The organism is Bacteroides sp. GM023 (assembly GCF_014750685.1).
Taxonomy (GTDB): Bacteria; Bacteroidota; Bacteroidia; order Bacteroidales; family Bacteroidaceae; genus Bacteroides.
On the sequence record NZ_JAAXGE010000009.1, the window covers coordinates 108,852 to 128,024 of the forward strand.

At 40.9% G+C, this 19,173-nt stretch carries 10 protein-coding genes; 4 read left to right on the plus strand and 6 right to left on the minus strand.

Translation table 11 applies throughout. The features are described 5' to 3' along the window. Nucleotides 1-133: 133 nt before the first annotated feature. From HC965_RS18670 to HC965_RS18685, 4 genes are read left to right on the plus strand one after another with little or no spacing between them, the layout of a single operon-like run. On the plus strand, nucleotides 134-4,228 hold the full coding sequence (locus tag HC965_RS18670; protein WP_191032869.1) for a response regulator: 4,095 nt from the start codon (nucleotides 134-136) through the stop codon (nucleotides 4,226-4,228). A 48-nt stretch (nucleotides 4,229-4,276) separates the two neighbouring features. Further along, nucleotides 4,277-5,038, plus strand: coding sequence for a tRNA pseudouridine(38-40) synthase TruA (gene truA / locus HC965_RS18675; protein WP_191033158.1), 762 nt, complete (start codon nucleotides 4,277-4,279; stop codon nucleotides 5,036-5,038). Nucleotides 5,039-5,053: 15 nt separating this feature from the next. Continuing rightward, nucleotides 5,054-5,959, plus strand: a complete 906-nt coding sequence (locus HC965_RS18680) for a DMT family transporter (protein ID WP_191032870.1) — start codon at nucleotides 5,054-5,056, stop codon at nucleotides 5,957-5,959. A gap of 1 nt (nucleotide 5,960) precedes the next feature. Continuing rightward, nucleotides 5,961-6,626: a DUF3256 family protein gene (locus HC965_RS18685; protein ID WP_191032871.1), complete on the plus strand. Its 666-nt coding sequence runs from the start codon at nucleotides 5,961-5,963 to the stop codon at nucleotides 6,624-6,626. Between the two features lie 58 nt (nucleotides 6,627-6,684). Here HC965_RS18685 and HC965_RS18690 read toward each other — a convergent pair whose 3' ends face one another. The 6 genes from HC965_RS18690 to HC965_RS18715 all read right to left on the minus strand — a co-directional run bounded on the left by HC965_RS18690 (nucleotide 6,685) and on the right by HC965_RS18715 (nucleotide 19,154). Then, nucleotides 6,685-7,773 carry a phosphotransferase enzyme family protein gene (locus HC965_RS18690; RefSeq protein WP_191032872.1) on the minus strand — a complete coding sequence of 363 codons (1,089 nt, stop codon included), beginning with the start codon at nucleotides 7,771-7,773 and terminating at the stop codon, nucleotides 6,685-6,687. A 30-nt stretch (nucleotides 7,774-7,803) separates the two neighbouring features. Then, nucleotides 7,804-11,145 (minus strand): glycoside hydrolase family 2 TIM barrel-domain containing protein, encoded by a 3,342-nt coding sequence (locus HC965_RS18695; protein ID WP_223854941.1) that lies wholly within the window; start codon nucleotides 11,143-11,145, stop codon nucleotides 7,804-7,806. Nucleotides 11,146-11,216: 71 nt separating this feature from the next. After that, nucleotides 11,217-12,107 carry a YitT family protein gene (locus HC965_RS18700; RefSeq protein WP_191032874.1) on the minus strand — a complete coding sequence of 297 codons (891 nt, stop codon included), beginning with the start codon at nucleotides 12,105-12,107 and terminating at the stop codon, nucleotides 11,217-11,219. 118 nt (nucleotides 12,108-12,225) lie between these two features. Then, nucleotides 12,226-13,632: a Gfo/Idh/MocA family protein gene (locus tag HC965_RS18705; RefSeq protein ID WP_191033159.1), complete on the minus strand. Its 1,407-nt coding sequence runs from the start codon at nucleotides 13,630-13,632 to the stop codon at nucleotides 12,226-12,228. A gap of 416 nt (nucleotides 13,633-14,048) precedes the next feature. After that, nucleotides 14,049-16,448, minus strand: coding sequence for a M60 family metallopeptidase (locus HC965_RS18710; RefSeq protein WP_191032875.1), 2,400 nt, complete (start codon nucleotides 16,446-16,448; stop codon nucleotides 14,049-14,051). 114 nt (nucleotides 16,449-16,562) lie between these two features. Next, the gene (locus tag HC965_RS18715; protein WP_191032876.1) at nucleotides 16,563-19,154 is read right to left on the minus strand and encodes a M60 family metallopeptidase; all 2,592 of its coding nucleotides are present in this window, start codon (nucleotides 19,152-19,154) and stop codon (nucleotides 16,563-16,565) included. Nucleotides 19,155-19,173: the final 19 nt, after the last annotated feature.

Consider the following 19,173-nt stretch of genomic DNA (forward strand, 5'->3'; position numbering starts at 1 on the left):
ACTGATTCTTGAGAGAAACAGTGGACTTCCTCACTATGAAATGTTCTTAAAAATAGCTGCTCAAGTTTTGCTCTTTAATATATATCCTTTATCTTTAACAAATAAAATCGCATGAGCAAAACGCTATATAATTATGGGAAAACTCTCACTTGTGTTACTCTTCCTGTTTAATATCAATTTGTCATATTCTCAGGATGTTCATTGGAGTTCGGAACCGATAGTTGTTACGAATGGACTAAACAATACGGTCTATAATATTAATAATGGAAAAGATGGCTTCATATGGTTATCTACCGATAGGGGAATTTCACGTTACGACGGATTTCGCTTTCGTGATTATCCGCTTGTGATGGGAGTTGATTCTCTTTCTGTTCCTTTCCCACAGGCAGTAAAAGCTCTTAAAGAGACTCCCGACGGACTTTTTTATGCTCAATTATATCAAGGTGGTATCGTTTGTTTTGATAAAGTGGAAGAGAAATATCTTCCATTTGTCTTTAATGCATCTTTCTCTTTAAGAGACATTCTTGATTTCTGTTGGAATGACGATACCTTGTATTTGGCTACGTCTCATGGATTGTTTCAGGCTCATGTTACCCGTAAGACTGAACATGAGGAAGATTTCATCTCCTGCACTTTGAATACTAATGCTTTAGTGGAAGGGAGTATTACGAATTTGTGTACTGATAGTAAATCCAATTTGTATTTTTCGGTCGATGGGAAAAAGGTAGTGCATTATAATATACCGTCTCAAAAGGTATCTTTAATAAAAGAATATAATACAGTAAACCGATTGTTTCTAGTCAAAGGGTATTTATGGATATGCAGACTGTGGAATGATATTATATGTTATGACCTTAAAAGACATCAGGAACGTAGTATTTCAATAAGTGATTTTGAAACCATCGATTTTTCCAATCCTTATATTACGGATTTGGAATGTAAGGATAAGCGCACCTTCTATCTGACAACTTGGAACGGATTGTTTAAATTGGAGTTTAGTACTGATGATTTTTGTAAGAGCCCGTTTACGTTGACACCGTTGACACCGTATGAAGATGCCTATCATCATAATATGGAACGTAAAATGACCAGTCTGATTTGGGATAATAGACAGAATATTTTTTGGGTGAGTACATTTGGTGGTGGGATTGTGAAGTTTGATATGAGCGATAGTATGTATAGCCGTGTGCGGCAGAAAATCACTCATAGGGTAAGAGGAATGGTAGAGGATACAAGGGGATATGTCTGGCTGATAATGTCGAATGGAAAGATAATGAAAAGTACGACTACTTCTTTATCTATTACAACGAAATTCGATTGGTGGAAAAAGTCATCCGGCTTTTCCGGACATTATATTATATATAAGGATAAGAATGGGATGATTTGGTTGGGGAACAATTTGGGAGAGCTGGTGCGTATAAATCCGTTGACTGATGAAATGAGCTCTTTCTCATTGAAAACAAAGGATGGGAAGAAACTTGTAACCCGTATTTATCAATTATGCCTGAATGCCCGGAATCATTTGTGGGTAGCTACTGCCGATGGCTTAATATGGGTTGATCCGGAAAATCTCGAATGTAGGAAAGTAGAGCCGGAGAATGAATCTATTGAAACTGCGCGTGCCGTAGTGGAAGATAAGGAAGGGAATATATGGGTTGGTACAAACAAAGGTATAAGAAGACTGGTGTATCAAGGGGATAAATTCCAGTGGAAAGGAGACTACGAGAAAAATAGCGGCTTGGAAGAAACGGCTGTACAAACTATTTATGTGAATAATTCGAATCAGATTTATGTAAGCTATCTGAACATGGTAGTCCGAATTGACGGACGGGATAAAGATAAACTGGAATCTGTATATACTTTGGATAATGGGTTGACTAGCGGGCATATTGCCTGTATGGTGGACGATCAGATGGGAAATACCTGGGCAGGTAATAATGTCGGAATTATGACAATCAGGAGTGGACAGGATGCTTTTTATAATTATCTGTCAACGGGAAACTGTTGTGCGGTATGCAGATTACAGGATGGCAGATTGCTATGGGCTAATTCCTGGGGATTGTTTTATTTTGATCCGGTTGTTTTTAAAATTGATAAAGGAAAGAAAAAGCTGATACTTTCGGATATAGAGGTAAGTGGAAAGGCCGTTCTGGCCGGAGAGGAAAGAAATGGGCAGATTGTTCTTTCGGCATCCCCGGAGAAACAACAGAAGCTGGTTTTTAATTCCGATAATAATGATTTTCGTTTATACTTTTCAGACTTGGGTTACGGAACGGTGCAACGTAAAATGGCTTATCGGTTGCTTCCTGAAGATGAGGAATGGAGAATGCAGTTACTTGGAGATTGTTTGTGGTATAATAGATTGCCGGCGGGAGAATATACGCTACAAGCCAAACTGGTATTCCCGGATGCGACAGAAGGTAATATCATTCAGATACCTATTATCATTAAAGCGAAGTGGTATCATTCTGCCTGGGCTTATTGGAGCTATGGTTTGCTCCTAATTATTATCGGATATCTGATTTATCGTTATTTTGAGAAGAAAAATACTCGCAAACAGATGCACCGGGAGCGTGAAATCTTATTGAGGGAAACATTGAATATTGAAAAGGTGAAACAAAACCAGAAACAGGAAATGGAATCTATGCGAAACCGTTTGTTGATGCTGTTTGTTCAGGAATTGCGTACCCCGCTTTCGTTGATTATTGGTCCGTTGAAAGATATGTTAGGGGAGCAGACGCTTATCCCCGGTTTTGCGACTCGTGGGCGGGTGGCTTATCGGAATTCTCTTCGTATGTTGGATGCCTGTAATCAGTTGCTGGCTATTTATGGTCATGGTGATTTGAATAATAAGTTGAAAGTGGCCCCTTATCAGGTAGAGAAATTGATTGATAGTAGTTTGTTGGATACCCATGAACTACTGAAGGTTTATTCCATTCATTTCCAGTATGAAAGGCGGATTAGGAAAGAGTTGGAATTTTATGTGGATAAGAAAAAGGTGGAGTTTATCATCCATAATTTGGTGACGAATGCTCTTGTACATACCAAATACACAGGAAGTGTGTCTTTAACTCTTTCGGAGAAAGTGGAAGAAAATATGCATTATGTCACTGTGACAGTAGAGGATGATGGAAAAACTCCTGTAAAAGTACCGGTGGAATTTATGTCTGAAGGTGAACGGACAGAAGATGCATTTGCTCTTATCGAAGTTGGATTCTCTGTCATGCAAAGGATGCTTGAAATGCATCATGGCACGATTGCTATGGAAAATTCACAGAAGAAAGGAACAAAAGTGACTGTCAATTTCCCGCTGGATAAATTTGTATTGGAGAGTGACCCGAATATTGAATTTGTAGAACCCGAGGAAATTGCTGACGTAGAGTCTGAAGTCCTGGAAACTTTGCAACCGGAACCTGTGGCTGAAGCCGCATCGCCCACTGTCGTTACAGAAACGAAGAAAACATTACTGATTGTAGAGGATCAGAAGGATATACGCCTTTATTTGAAAGTATTGTTTAATCATGAGTATAATCTGCTGATGGCAACTAATGGACAGGAGGGTGTCGATATGGCAATCAAGGAACTTCCTGATTTGATTATTTGTGATGTGATGATGCCGGTGAAGGATGGCTTCGAATGTTGTAGCGAGGTGAAGAACGGGTTGGAAACATGTAGTATTCCTTTTATCATGTTGACGGCAAGAGTGGAAGATGAAGATATAGTACGTGGACTGGAAGCGGGAGCGGATGATTATATTCTGAAACCATTTACACCTACTATTCTGAAAGCTAAAGTGCGTAATCTGATTAATAGCCGGCAATCTTTGAAACAGATGTATACCAAATTGTTTATGTTGCCGGGTACGGATACTGCAGAATTGAGTGAAGCGGGACAAACAGAAGAGAATGCAAAGGAGGAAGACCCTTTCATCAGTTCGGTTATCAAGATTGTAGAGGAGAATATTGGCAAAGCGGACTTTAGTGTGAAAAAACTGGCGTCGGAAATGAATATGAGTCAGCCTACCTTATATCGTAAAGTGAAACAAAGTACGGACTACACGATTATTGAACTTATACGGGGAGTGCGTATGCGCCGTGCGGGTGTGCTCTTGAAGACAAAAAACTATGGTGTTCAGGAAGTGGCGGAAATGGTGGGATACAATGACATTCCTACCTTCAGAAAACATTTTGTAGATGCATTTGGTACTACTCCTTCCACTTATGAATAAAAAAATGACTACTTTTGCACGCGAAAACCCTAAAAAGAAGGAATGAGCGTGCAAAGGTATTTTATTTATTTGGCTTATGACGGAACCAACTATCATGGTTGGCAGATTCAACCGAATGGGATTAGCGTACAGGAATGTTTGATGAAAGCATTGTCTACCTTTCTGCGTCGTGATATAGAAGTGATAGGTGCGGGCAGAACGGATGCGGGAGTACATGCATCTTTAATGGTGGCTCACTTTGATAATGAAGAGCTATTGGATACTGATTCTGTCACTGATAAGCTGAATCGTCTGTTACCCCCGGATATTTCCATTTATCGGGTTTGCCGTGTCAAGCCGGATGCTCATGCTCGTTTTGACGCAACAGCCAGAACATATAAGTATTATGTGACGACTGCGAAATACCCTTTCAACCGGCAATACCGTTGCCGTGTTTTCAATCCATTGGATTATGAACGTATGAATGAGGCCGCACGTACCCTGTTCGAATATACGGACTTTACAAGTTTCAGTAAGCTGCATACGGATGTAAAGACGAATATTTGCCATGTGACTCATGCCGAATGGACACAGGAAGAAGATGCTACCTGGGTGTTTACCATTCGTGCCGACCGCTTTCTGCGGAATATGGTGCGCGCCATAGTGGGAACTCTGATTGAAGTGGGGCGCGGAAAACTATCGGTCGAGGGTTTCCAGCGTATTATAGAGCAGAAAGATCGTGGGAAAGCAGGAACGTCGGCTCCCGGCCAGGCTTTGTTTCTGGTGAATGTCGAATATCCCGACGATATATTTGAAGTTAGTAATTTGTAATTAGTAGATACTCTCATGTGGTTATTATTAGCATTTCTCTCGGCGACTTTGCTGGGATTTTATGATGTATTCAAAAAGAAATCGCTGAAAGATAATGCGGTACTTCCCGTTTTGTTTTTAAACACTTTCTTTTCCAGTCTTATCTTCCTGCCGTTTATCCTGCTCTCCGTATATCAACAGGATTTGCTGGGTGGAACGATATTTAATGTTCCGGTTGCGGGCTGGGAACAACATAAATATATTATCATCAAGTCATTTATCGTATTGTCTTCATGGATATTCGGTTATTTTGGTATGAAGCATCTGCCCATTACCATCGTAGGCCCTATCAATGCCACTCGTCCGGTGATGGTGCTGGTAGGAGCTATGCTTGTATTTGGCGAGCGACTGAATCTCTATCAATGGATTGGTGTAATGCTGGCTATCGCTTCTTTTTTCATGTTGAGCCGTTCGGGAAAGAAAGAAGGAATTGATTTCAAACATAATAAATGGATCTTCTTTATTGTATTGGCAGCAATAACAGGGGCTATCAGCGGACTGTATGACAAATATCTGATGAAGTCATTGAATCCGATGTTGGTGCAATCCTGGTACAATGTCTATCAGGTCTTTATCATGTGTCCTATCTTGCTGTTACTTTGGTGGCCGAAAAGAAAGTCCACCACTCCGTTTCGCTGGGACTGGACAATCATTCTGATTTCCATTTTTCTTTCGGCGGCAGACTTTGTCTACTTTTATGCATTAAGCTATGACGACTCCATGATTTCTATCGTTTCGATGGTTCGCCGGGGAAGTGTAATTGTTTCTTTCATTTTCGGAGCTCTTTTCTTCCGTGAAAAGAATTTAAAAAGCAAAGCGATTGACCTTATACTGGTGTTAATCGGAATGATATTCTTATATTTGGGGACTAAATATGATTGATATGAAAATAAATAAACTTTTTATCGCTATACTCTTTTCAGTTGTCGGATTATTTTCCTTGACTTCCCTTCAAGCACAAGAAGCTAAAACCTTGTTTGTGAATATGCCGGATTCTTTGAATCCCTTACTGACTAAAGTGAATCGGGCGGATTGTGTGGATTTTTTGGAAAGCAAAATGAAGGCACAAGTAGAAAATCGTTTTGGAAAGAAGTCGGAAATGACTGAACTTGGAAAAGACTACATCCGTATGCAAATGTCTCCGCAAACTACATGGCAGATGAAAGTCTTGGCATTGAATGATACAACGAACGTGATTTGTACGGTTTCTACCGCTTGCGCTCCGGCTTGTGATAGTAGTATCCGTTTTTATACGACTGCCTGGAAACCTCTTACCGAGTCACAGTTCATTACACTGCCTGTAATGAGCGATTTTCTGAATACGCCGGACTCGGCAGCTATCTATGACTTTGATGAGGCTAGCCGTTCAGCCGATATACTTTTAATGAAAACTGATTTCAACAAAGAGAATGCAGAGCTGACCGTTACACTTACTACTCCTGACTATATGTCAAAAGAAACGGCAGAAAAACTGAAACCGTTTCTCCGCCGTCCTATTGTGTATCGTTGGGAGAATGGAGCTTTTACTAAATTGAGAATTGAGAATTAAAAATTGAGAAATAAGCTATGCAGCGCGCAGCCATTTCTCAATTTTTAATTCTCAATTTTTAATTTAATAAGCATTCATTGATGAATGACACCATTTCCGGTGTGTGTGCTTCTACGCTTTGAAGTAATTTGAACTGTGCTTTCGTACGAACCAGGTTATGTTCGGGATATTTAATCTTGTAGTAAGTATCTCCATTGATATAATCGGCAAGGAAACGTACGCATTGCATATATGGGAATAAAGCAGCAGCATAAGGAAGATTTTCTATCTCAATCGGTGTCAGGAATGACTTGGCACCTTTTAAATATCCCTTGGTAAATGCTTTGAATATGTCCATATTGAAGTTTACGCGGTCGAGGTCTTTGTCATCCTCATCACCTGTGTTGGCTCCTGTACGCAGGAAGTCACCGTAATCGGAGAATATAAAGCTAGGCATCACTGTATCCAGGTCGATAACGCAGAGTACTTTACCCTCTTCGTCGAACATCATATTATTAACTTTCGTATCGCAGTGGCATACACGTTTCGGCAACTTACCTTCTCGGTACAGACGTTCTGCTTTGCACATTTCGTCTGCACGCTTTTCTATTTCATCCAGAAAATATTGCACTTCTGCTACTCGTCCTGCAGCATTGGCAGCAACGGCATCGCGTAGTTGTTTCAGACGGAACTCCATATTATGAAAATCAGGGATAGTCTCACCCAAAGTTTCGGGAATATCTGCCAACATGGCCTGGAAGTTACCAAAAGCTTCTCCGGCATAATTTGAGTATTCGGGATTTACCGTTTCATAAGTCTTGGCACGTGGAATAAATACCATAACGCGCCAATAATTATCACCGTCGAACCAGTAAGTCTTGCCTTCTTCTGTTTCAAGGAAGGACAGAACTTTACGGTCGATATCGGATTCTCCTGCTTCAGTCAATTTCTTGCGGATATGTCCTGTTACGGCAGCAATATTGGATTGAAGCATTTCTACATTCTGAAAGATGGCATGGTTGATACGTTGCAAAACGTAGTCAGGGGCGTCTGCTTCTTTCGTGTTTACTTTGTAAGTGTCGTTGATAAGTCCTGCTCCCAACGGTTTGATTTCTTCTACCGTGCCTTGGACTTTGAATTTAGCTACAATGCTAGATAAATCTTTCATGGGTCTTTTCTTTAAAAATTTATACTAAGGTTATTGATAATCGTATTTAGCTGCTTCATTAACCTGATTGGCTGAACGAACGGGAACCAAGGTGAATCCCCAATTGTATTCGCGATTGGCAGGAATCTGATAGAAAGGTTCAGGGCGTGCTCCCCAACTGTCATAACCACCGACTCCCTGTTGCTTCATGTCTACACAGACTTCTACGAAATCCCTTGGAGTGATGTCATTGACATGGTGCATTCTTCGTAATACGTTGCGGGCAGCCTTCTCGTCATGATTGGCAACTTCTTCCGGGCTGAAGTTGTTCCATTGATAAGGGTGGGGCAGGGCTTCTTCCGAGTCGAAGTCTTCGATGGAGTTGCGTAAAGCATTGAATCCGACAAGACTATCGGCTACAATAGCCAGTCCGTTACCTTTATCGGGTGATAGTGCAATCCAGCGGGTATCCGTACGATGTCCGTTTTCCTGCGGGCGAACGTAGTTGAAATACATCTTGTCTGCTGTTGTCTTGTATACTCCAACAAGAGTACCATGATTACGGTCGATATAATTTTCTTCCGGGCCACGGCCGAAATATTGCACATTATTCATTTGTGCCGGCAGACGGAAACGTACGCCGATACGGGGAACTTCCAGTTTCGAAGCAGCCTTACGGGCCGCATCACTTCCGGGAGTGAAGGTTGCCGTGCGGGTAGCTTCGGACGCTTCTGTCTCTGTCGCTTTCATATCTGTAGATGTAAACTTGGCATTTACGTTTACGACTCCGCTCGGATAAATCTTATAAGTAACGACATAGAGATTGCCGGCAGCCAATAGATAAGTCACTTTCAATGAAACAACTTTATTCTCGGTAGTTATGCTGGCATCTGTCACTTGGAAATTCTTGCTTGATTGTTTCCAAACCTGCAAACGTTTGGGGGCGCTGTTTCCATAATCATTGTCATTAGGAGCACGCCAGAAGTTGGGTTGGATACCAAATCCGTCTTTGAAATATTCCGTTCCGTCTACTTTATAAGAAGTAACCAATCCGCTTTTCTTGTTAAATACAAAATTCACCTTTGAGGATGAGGCCATTAGTTCATCTCCTTGCGTGGATGTATTCAATGCAGGACCACTGACTTTATATCTTCCTTTCTCTGCCTGGATAGGAAGCTGGAACTGGTCGTATGCAATTTCATATCCAACAGGAATCAACGGTTCCGGTTCCGTAGTTGTCACGCTGAAGTTGACAAAATATTCTGTTCCCGGTTGGGCTTTCAGACCATTTACCGGTACTGAAAACTCTTTGGATGCTTGCGGAGCAATATCCAGGGAGACTTTTCCACCTCTTATTATCTTACCATTGGCAAGTACATTATAATGAATCTGGTACTTTTTCAGATTAGTGAAGTAGAAACGGTTGGTGATTTTGAATTTACCGGATGCGGCATCTGTTGCTTCAAAGCCTACGTTCTGATGTACATATTTAATCTCTGCCATTGCCGGATGCGGACCACGGTCGGGGTTGACAAGGCCGTTGCAAAGGAAGTTACCGTCACTAGGTGCATCTACACCGAAGTCACCACCGTAAGCCCAATATTCTCTTCCGTTCTTATCTTTCTGAAGGATACCTTGATCCACCCAGTCCCAAATATATCCACCCTGAAGGTTCGGATATTTATAGATAGCCTGCCATTGTCCCCACAAGTTTCCGGTGGAGTTACCCATGGCGTGTGCATATTCGGAAGGAGCTACAGGACGGTCGCTGCCGTTCTTACCAATATTTTCCAGCCAGTCGGCACCCGGATATTGGGGAACATACATATCAGAGTTCCATTCCCATTGCGCACGCTCATAGTTTACAGGACGTGCCATGATGTCTTTATCCGCTTCTTTCACCCAAAGATAGGTCTGATAGAAGTTATATCCATTTCCGGCTTCATTACCCAGTGACCAGAAAGTGACACTCGGATAATTCTTGTTGCGTTCGAACATATTGATAGTACGATCCATGTGCGGTTTCAGCCATTCCGGGTTGTTACCTAACGAGCCGCCTTTACGCAGGTCGTAATACATGCCGTGACTTTCGACATTTGCTTCATCGTAGACATATAGTCCGTATTCATCGCAAAGTTCATAGAAACGACGGTCTTGCGGATAGTGGCAGAGACGTACACTGTTTAAGTTGTGCTGTTTCATCAACTCGAAGTCGCGACGCATTAAATCTTCTGTTACATAATGCCCTGTTTCAGGATTATGTTCATGGATATTCACACCTTTCAGTTTCAACGGCTGTCCGTTGATAAACAGACAAACATAAGGTTGTCCATTAGCTGCTTTTTGTTCTATAGGTTTAATTTCTATACGACGGAAACCGACATTGAACGGGATAATTTCGTTTACCATCCCATTTTCTTTTACTGTCAACAGTAGTTTATATAGGTTCGGATGCTCCGATGTCCATGTACTTACGTCAGTTAGATTCTTGTCGAAAGAGAGAGTACGTACTTCATTCGAAGGAACATAAGCCGTTTTTTCTTCCGTTGCAACGACTTTTCCCTGAGCGTCCAATAACTCATAAACCAGTGTAAGATTGGTCGCTTCTTTTTCGTGGTTTCTCAAATCCACATTCAGACCGAAAATACCATTCTTGTAGCTGTCGTCCAATGTAGATTTAACCCGGAAGTCCTTGAGGGCAGCTTTGGGTTGTGAATATAGAAAGACATCACGTTCAATACCACTTATGCGCCAAAAGTCCTGACATTCGAGATAAGAACCTGTGCTCCAACGGAAGATTTTTATAGTAAGCACGTTCTTGCCGGGCTTCACGTATTTGTTAATTAAGAACTCGGCGGGATTCTTTGAATCTTCACTGTATCCTACTTCCTGTCCGTTGATATATACATATACACCCGATTTTGCACCTGACAAATGCAGGTAAATATCACGTCCGTCCCAATCAGCCGGGATGTCTATATCACGGCGATATACGCCTACCGGATTAGCTTCGGGAAGGGTAGGGGGCTGCGGATGGCGCGGTTTGAATTCATACCCATGATTGGTATAAATAGCTACTCCATGACCTTGAACTTCCCAGTTGCCCGGAACTGTTATATCATTCCAGGATGCAGTGCTGACGGAAGGGTCAGTAATGTTATCGGGAAGATTCTTGTAACTGTCTACGAAGAAGAATTTCCAGGTACCGTTCAGCAACTGGTAATATTTACTCTTTTCGTATTTCCCGGTCAGTGCGTCCGTGCGGTTGTCATACGTCATAAAAGAAGTACGTGGATACTCCTTGTTGACTGAAACCACCTGTACGTCCTGCCAGTAGGGTTTCACGGCTTTATCAGCCTTTGCACTCAATGCTGTCAGGGAAAATATTCCCATGAAAATGCCTGTTAATAAATTGGGGGTTGGTCGAAATTTCATGTTTTTCAATATTGGTTTTTCATTCTTTTTTATTTTACTTTAATATGATCAAATCCTTCTCCGTAAACTCCGATGACCGCACTTTGCGAAACAAATGCGTTGGGGTCTATATCTTTTATCAACCGGAATATAATGGGCGATTCCCTCTTTTTGGCAAGTACGAACATCATCTTGATTTCCCGTCCTGTATAGAAACCGCTTCCATTGATAATAGTGACTCCGCGATGCGGATATTCGTTGATGCACCGTCCTATTTCTTCATATTTGTTGGATATGATAAAGAACTGTACGGACTGTCGTGCACTATTCACTACCTGATCGAGTACGAAGCTACAAATATATAGAGTTACGAATCCATACACTACTTTTTCCCAGTCTTTTAAGACAAAATAACTGGATGATATAATAATCATATCACAAATTAATACGACCCTTCCTAGTGTGATATCCCGGTATTTGTTGATAATAGCCGCAATAATGTCAGTACCGCCGGTACTTCCGTTAGCTGAAAAGGCGACACCAATACCACCACCGCAGAAGGATGCTCCGATGACACATGCCATAAAGGGTTGGTCTTGAAGCAGACTGATACCTGCCGCTAGCTTTTGGATGACAGACAGAAAAAAGGTCAACGTGAATACACCGAAGATTGTCTTGATACAGAACTTCAAACCCAAGAGCTTGAGAGCTAACAACAGCAGGAAGAAATTGATGGCAAAATACGTATATTGCACAGGAAAGCCGGTTGCCCAATATACGATAGAAGCAATACCCGGTACTCCCCCGGTGGTGATATCGTTAGGAAGTAGAAATACAGTCCAACCGATACCATACATAATCATGCCGACGGCAATCATTACATAATCTCTGGCTTCACGGATAATGCTTTGCTTGGAAGGCTTTGGAATAGCTGTTTTCATAAATGTGATTATGATATTCTATAAAATGTTCAAACACGAACCTATGAATAATCCGGCTTTGGGGGGGAAAGCCGGATTGGTTCGCAGTGTTCGTGCAAAAAAGGAAAATTCTATTTTATTATTTTGCAAAAGCGTGACGGTAGCCTTGTACCTTATTCCATCCGCCGCGAGTGAAATCGGGAACTTCAACCGGAGCCGAATTGTTTTCGATAGAAAGGCGGGTAAGTTCAGCCATACAGCACCATTCTGCAAGGTCGTAAACGTCCATGTCCAATGGCAGACCATTCTGCAAACAGTATGCCAGGCGATAGTCCATGATAAAGTCCATACCACCGTGACCACCAACTTTCTTAGCAGTCTCTTCCAGTTCGATGTGAATAGGATCTTTGTATTTATCCATCAAGGCTTTCTTAACATCTGCAGGAACAGAACCATGTGCGTTCAGATTTTCGTGATTAGGAACATCGTTAGAATCAATTTGTGAAGGTCTCAAACAGTATTCTTCAATCGGATATTTGCTTGCATAACCATCAGCACCTACTACCTGATACATACGGCTGTATGGACGGGGAGTCATTACGTTATGCTGAATCAACATAGTCTTACCGTTTTCAGTGCGAATCAATGTTGAAGTCTGGTCACCATTCTGGAAATCAGTAACTTCTTCACCTGTCTGCTTTTTGATATAAGCCGGTCCGTTGACAGCTTTTGTATCCATAGAAACCAATGTTTTCATGCGGTCACCACGGTGGATATTGAGAACCTGACAGGCAGGGCCCATGCCATGAGTAGCATATACATCACCACGATGCTTATGATTGTAATCCATTCTCCAGTTATCCCAGTATTCAGGCCAGAAATCTTCCAGATTATGGATGTATGAACCTTCTACGTGAAGTACTTCACCGAATACACCTTGTTGAGCCATGTTCAAAGAAGTCAGTTCAAAGAAGTCATATACACAGTTCTCAAGTTGCATACAGTGCTTACGAGTTTTTTCGGATGTATTGATTAATTGCCAAATTTCGTCCAGTGTCATAGCAGCGGGAACTTCGATAGCCACGTGCTTACCGTGCTCCATTGCATAAACACCCATTTCTGCATGGTGCTTCCAGTCTGTTGCGATATACACGAGGTCGATATCGTCACGTTCGCAAAGTTGTTTCCATGCATCTTCCGAACCGCTGTAAGAAGCAGCTTCTGCCAGTCCGGCATTTTTCAGGATTTCCTGTGCTTTCTCAACACGTTCAGGGCGCAGGTCGCATAAAGCTACAACTTTACTGCCTGGAATATGTGTCCAACGTGCAACAGCACCGGGACCGCGCATTCCTAAACCGATGAAACCGACACGTACAGTGTCAATCTTAGGAGCAACGAGTTGGATTACATCTTCTTGCCCTGCAGGACGAACAGGTGTTTCTACTTTAATAGGAGTAAAGGCTTGTGCTGCCTTTGGTTGTGTGCAACTGGTGTGCCAAGTCAACAAAGTGAGACCGATTGCAACGGCTGTTAGTAGTTTCTTCATCATTTTTTAAGTTTTTAAAATAGGGGTTATTTGTTGTTTTTCATTCCGCTGTCAAAAGTAGTAATTAATAGTCAATTATGTATATCTGTAACAGATATTTTTACTATAAATTCATATTTCAGGTAGAAAATGAGTCCTACTTTTTTCTTTGATTTCATCTTGTCTTAATGTGTTTGCGTTGCGACGGTAATACTTCGTTAATACGGAATAAATACACGTGGAAAAAGCATAACCCTATGTTATGATACTTTTTTTAGCATTTCTTAAATATCCATAGGAATACTGATTATCACAACGCATCCATATAAAGGACACGCATTGAGGAACTTCTCCTAAAAAGAAACGGCCTTTTTAGTATAGCTTAACGTTTTAGTGCCCTTTACTTGAATGCGTTGATAATCTGTGTTAAGTAATAATTATCCAGCTAACAGGATCCGTTTTCCATCAGCCTGTACAGCGTATAGTTTGGCATATGTCAGCGATACTGACAGAGGTATTTCGAACTTGGTGAAGGTAGAAAAATAAAGTAGTTTTCCATTGGCATCTTTTTCTCTTAGTTCGAAAGCTACGGCTTCATCTCCATTGGTGATACTTACTTCCCGGCCGTTGATGTGTCCGTCAATATCTTTTGTTATCGGCTTCAGCGTTTGGAATTGCGTATAGTAACCCACATTCGGTGGAGTAGTATCCAATCCTTCATCGCCTGCTTTCCTGTCTTCCAGATAATAGAATGGCTTGGCTTTCTTCGGATATTTAGCCATAGCTTGCCTGGTTTCCTTAATCATATCATCTGTCACGATGTACTGATAGCTACCATATTGGTCTATCTGTGTATTCACAGGCACAAAGAATCCCCACATTTCGAAGAACTCGGTCAAATCTTCCTGTGCCGCTTCGCAGGCCATTCGGGCAAATAATAGCTGTTTATCTCCAGGATTAATGGAACTCGTCCGGTGTTCCCGCATCAACTTAAATAGTTTCTGCCAAAAATCAGGTTTATGTCCACAGCGGTGATAGTAGTTCCATAACTGCCAGTTCATACGCATATGTAATTCAGTGTTTTCTCCTTGATAATTACTGCCAAAGTTGCACCATGCCCGATTGAGTACACAATGAGCTTCCGAGAGTGTCATACTTGTAATATTTCCATTAGTGTCAGTCGTTCGGTTATCATCAGCTTTAGGGAGATTCAACTCCGTGCCGCGAGAGCAATATTTACCAAGTTTATATAGAATGAAATTGGAAAACAGATTATTGGACGACTCTGTAGAACTTGGCCAGTCTATTGCTAGTTGGTGGATATGCCCGATTTCATGCGCAGGTCCCCAGGCATTATCTTTGGCGCTCATTACATTATCATATAACAAGATATTCTGCAAGTAAGTATATACAAATGCGATGCGATAATCAGATGCCCACATGTAAGCACCTTCGGGTGAAATAGCAAACAAATGATTGTTTACCTGAGCGGGTCGTACATCTTCAATGCCCATCAACTCTTGTTCCCAACCGATGATATTATCCCACAGACCGATGGCGGATAAAATTTCATCTTTAACGAACTCGCGCAGTTTATCCCGGTGAAAATAGAAGATAATCTTATCTCCACGTACTCCGAAATACTTGTCGGTCGCTTTGGATAGCAACTCGGCATACTTGGCATCTGTCTTATGTTCTTTCAAGTCAAAGAAACCACTGACAGTTCCGCTCCCCAATGGAATATGTATTTTTATGGGCTTCGGATTACTGGTCAGGTCGCAGTTGTACATGACAAACAACTGTCCCTTGTTGCGTATCTTGATTTTATTAATACCCGGTTCCAGATAATAAACATCACCCGAAGCGGCAGTCTGCACATATTCATTTGCTTCCCAGAAATTCGTTTTTTCTTCTCCCACACATTGTAGCGAAACTTCGCGTCCGTAGGTGTCGCCAACAAGAACAATGATTTCATCGTCTTTCTCTACAGCAATTCCGGTCAGGTTGTCCAGACTGCTGTAATGTTTGGTCATCAGTTTCTCAGCCCATTCGTTGATGTCACTATAAGCATTGTATTTGCGAATACGGAATTCTTTCTCCCATTCGTCATAAGAATTGTTTTTCAGTGCTTCGGCTATGCGGACAAAATAGTTGCTTGGTAGCTTATTAATGTCTTTATCGGTGGCATCAGGCTTCAATTCGCTACAAGTGATATCTTTGAATACGCCCAATAGCTTACTTTCTAATGTCTTGTCTGTATTCTTTTGAAAAAAATGCATTTCATCACAACTGACAAAGTTGCCGAGCCCGCTTTTGACAACAAACTTTATTCCCGTGGCTTTTACTCCCTTTTTGAAAACGATTTTGCTCGGGTCGTTTTTCATCTTGAAGTCGTAAGTTCCCTGCAATGTATAATTCTTTCTGCCGGAATCAGTAGAGGTGTATACTTCGACTTCGCCAAAGTTACCATTTCCGGAGCGGGTATAATAGATGAAGTAATTGATTTCCGTATCTCCTTTGAAGAAATACTCCAACGTGACAGGGAAAGTTGTATTGCTCCATGAACTGTGATAATGAGATTCGTCAGTTCCTTCTGTGAATTTACCGTCGTATGATTTGTCTATGTCATAACCGGGATGACATTCACTGGCTTTTCCGCTGATCGGGATAATTTGAATATCCTCAGGTAGTACTACACCTTTTATTTCTTGTTTTGATACATCTGCAGAAGACTCTTCCGATGGTAATTGGCTTTTGGCTTGACATGAGAATAGTATACTGCTATTGCAAATAAAAAGAAATGGAATTAATATAGTGAACTTATAAAGTGTATTCATAGATATTCTTGATTAATATGGTCAATATGTATTATTTTAGTAGATATATAAGAATGGCAGGTCTTATGCTACCTACCATTCTCATAGCTTTTATCTATAGTGTTGATATTAAATTCAAATTAGTGCGATAAATTTTCGCACTCCATCTGCCTGCACCGCATAGAGAGAAGCTCCACTTGTGTCAATAGAAGAAGGTATAGTGAATTGGACAAAATTTGAAAAATAGAGTAAATCTCCAGTTTCATTTGTACCTTTTCTTATTTCGAATGCTACAGCCTCGTCTCCGTTTGATATGGTAATTGATTTACCAGAGATAATAGCTGACGGAGTCTTGTTTATTTTTTGATTATCTTTGAATTGCGTATAGTATCCGACATCTCCCACTTCCGTATATCGATAGTCTGTTGATGGAAACTCATCCTTTTTACGATCTTCTATATATTGGAAAGCATGTTTGGGTTTGGGGAACTGGCTCATGTATTCTTTTGCCGCATTAATCATGGATTGGGTTACTGTATATTGGTACTCTCCATACTGTTCGATTTTAGTATTCACTGGTATGAAGAATCCCCACATTTCAAAGAAATCTGTAAGGTTTTCATTGGCAGCTTTACTTGCCATTTTAGCAAATTCAAGTTGTTTTCGTCCCGGATCATCCGTATCGTTCAGTCCCATTTCACGCAACAATTTGAATAAGGTTTGCCAAAAATTGTTTTTATATCCGCATCGATGATAATAATTCCATAATTGCCAGTTCATGCGCATATGTACTTCAGTATCTTCGTTTTGATGAGTGGCATCTCCCATATTATACCAAGCTTGTTTATTTGCATATCGGGCAGTGGCAACTTTCATTAACCCGTTTCCACGAGACTTGTATTTACCGAGTTTGTAGATGATATAATTGGAGAACAGATTATTGGACGATTCAGTGGAACTAGCCCAGTTGATAGCCATTTGATGTACATGCCCAATTTCATGAGCAGGTCCCCAAGCATTATCTTCAACTGCCATTACATTATCTTTTAATAAAATATCGCCCAATTTGGTTGTTGTGAACGCAATTCGGTAGTCTGAAGCCCACATATAACTTCCTTCTGGTGAGATGGCAAATATATGATTGTTTACCTGCGACGGACGTACATCTTCTATTCCCATCAACTCTTGTTGCCAGCCGATAATATCATCCCAGAGGTTTATAGCCGAAAGGATATTATTAGGTAGATGCTCACGCATTTTTGTCCGGTGGAAATAGAACATAATCTTTTCTCCCCGCACACAGAAATATTTATGGGTTGCTTTTGATAACAACTCTGCATATTTCTCATCCGTTTTGTCAGTCTTTAAATCGAAATATCCGGTAACTTTGCCACTGCCTAGTGGAATATGTATTTTCACAGGTTGGGCACTAGCCGAAGTTATATCCGTGTTGTACATAACGAATAGTTGGCCTGCACTACGCATTGTTAATTTATTGACTCCTTCTTCCAAGAAATAAGATTCGCCGCTAGCGGCTGTCTGCACATAGTTATGTGTACTGCCGCCCTCGCCTGATTCTGATTGATTTTCCTCTCCGATACATTGTAGAGAAATATTTTGATGATGAGTATCTCCTACAAGTACGATGATTTCATCTCCCTTTTCTACGCTGATTCCAGTGGGGTTGTCCAGATTGCTGTATTTCTTGGTCATCAATTTTTCAGCCCACTTTTCCACGTTACTGTATGCTTCATAATTATGAATTCGGAACTTTTTTTCCCATTCATCATATGTATTATTGCGAAGCGCTCCCGCTATGCGCACGAAGTAGTCGGGTAGTGCATCTATTTGTTCCTGTGTCACATCCGATTTTAGTTCCGAACAAGTGATATCCGTAAATACAGTCATCAATTTTTGTGGCAGAGTTTTTTCTGTATTTCGTTTAAAGAACTGCATTTCATCGCAGCTGACGAAGTTGCCTAGTCCGCTTTGGACTTCAAATTTGATTCCTGTTGCTTTGACTGGTTGCGCGAATACAACTTTCGAAGGTGAATTTTGCATTCCGAAATCGTAACTACCTTGGAGTTCATAATTTTTGCGTCCTTGATCGGTAGCAGTATAAATATCCACTTCTCCAAAGTTTCCATTACCGGAACGAGTATAATAGATGAGGTAATCTATTTCTGTATCTCCGCGGAAATAATATTCCAAAGTTACAGGAAAACGGGCACTTTGTCCCCATTTTGTATGAAATGGCGTACCACCATCATTTGAGAATTTGTCATCGAAAGTATTGGTTATATCTTGACCTTCCTGATGTTCACTATCCTTACCACCATATGGCTTGACTTTAAAATCACTTTCTGTTATGACGTCGTTTGGACCATACTGGGTAATATCGATCGTATATTTACGAATGGACGAGATGACATTAATAGTAGCAGTTCTCTTGTCTCCCGTATTTTCTTGTACTGAAATACTTATTTGATTGTTTGACTGAAATGTGGTAATCCATTTATCTGTGTACTTTATTTGCCATTCTTTAGTAGAAAGTGTAGTGTTCACTGGTATTGAAAAACTAACCGCAGATTTGTCAATCTCTTTTTTCAAATATTCTGTTGATATTTCAAAGATAGCAGTATCGGCTTCCTTGTCATCCTTGCAACTAAATAATGCAATCAATATCAAACAGGTTATGTATCTGAATATAAATCTTTTTTTGAGCATAGTTTATAGTTTTATATGA

What these genes read in the sequence shown, in the direction of transcription:
- HC965_RS18670 (WP_191032869.1), top strand. Translation starts at nt 134, where the DNA reads ATGGGAAAACTCTCACTTGTGTTACTCTTCCTGTTTAATATCAATTTG.
- HC965_RS18680 (WP_191032870.1), top strand. Translation starts at nt 5,054, where the DNA reads ATGTGGTTATTATTAGCATTTCTCTCGGCGACTTTGCTGGGATTTTAT.
- HC965_RS18685 (WP_191032871.1), top strand. Translation starts at nt 5,961, where the DNA reads ATGAAAATAAATAAACTTTTTATCGCTATACTCTTTTCAGTTGTCGGA.
- HC965_RS18690 (WP_191032872.1), bottom strand. Translation starts at nt 7,773, where the DNA reads ATGAAAGATTTATCTAGCATTGTAGCTAAATTCAAAGTCCAAGGCACG.
- HC965_RS18695 (WP_223854941.1), bottom strand. Translation starts at nt 11,145, where the DNA reads ATGGGAATATTTTCCCTGACAGCATTGAGTGCAAAGGCTGATAAAGCC.
- HC965_RS18700 (WP_191032874.1), bottom strand. Translation starts at nt 12,107, where the DNA reads ATGAAAACAGCTATTCCAAAGCCTTCCAAGCAAAGCATTATCCGTGAA.
- HC965_RS18705 (WP_191033159.1), bottom strand. Translation starts at nt 13,632, where the DNA reads ATGAAGAAACTACTAACAGCCGTTGCAATCGGTCTCACTTTGTTGACT.
- HC965_RS18710 (WP_191032875.1), bottom strand. Translation starts at nt 16,448, where the DNA reads ATGAATACACTTTATAAGTTCACTATATTAATTCCATTTCTTTTTATT.
- HC965_RS18715 (WP_191032876.1), bottom strand. Translation starts at nt 19,154, where the DNA reads ATGCTCAAAAAAAGATTTATATTCAGATACATAACCTGTTTGATATTG.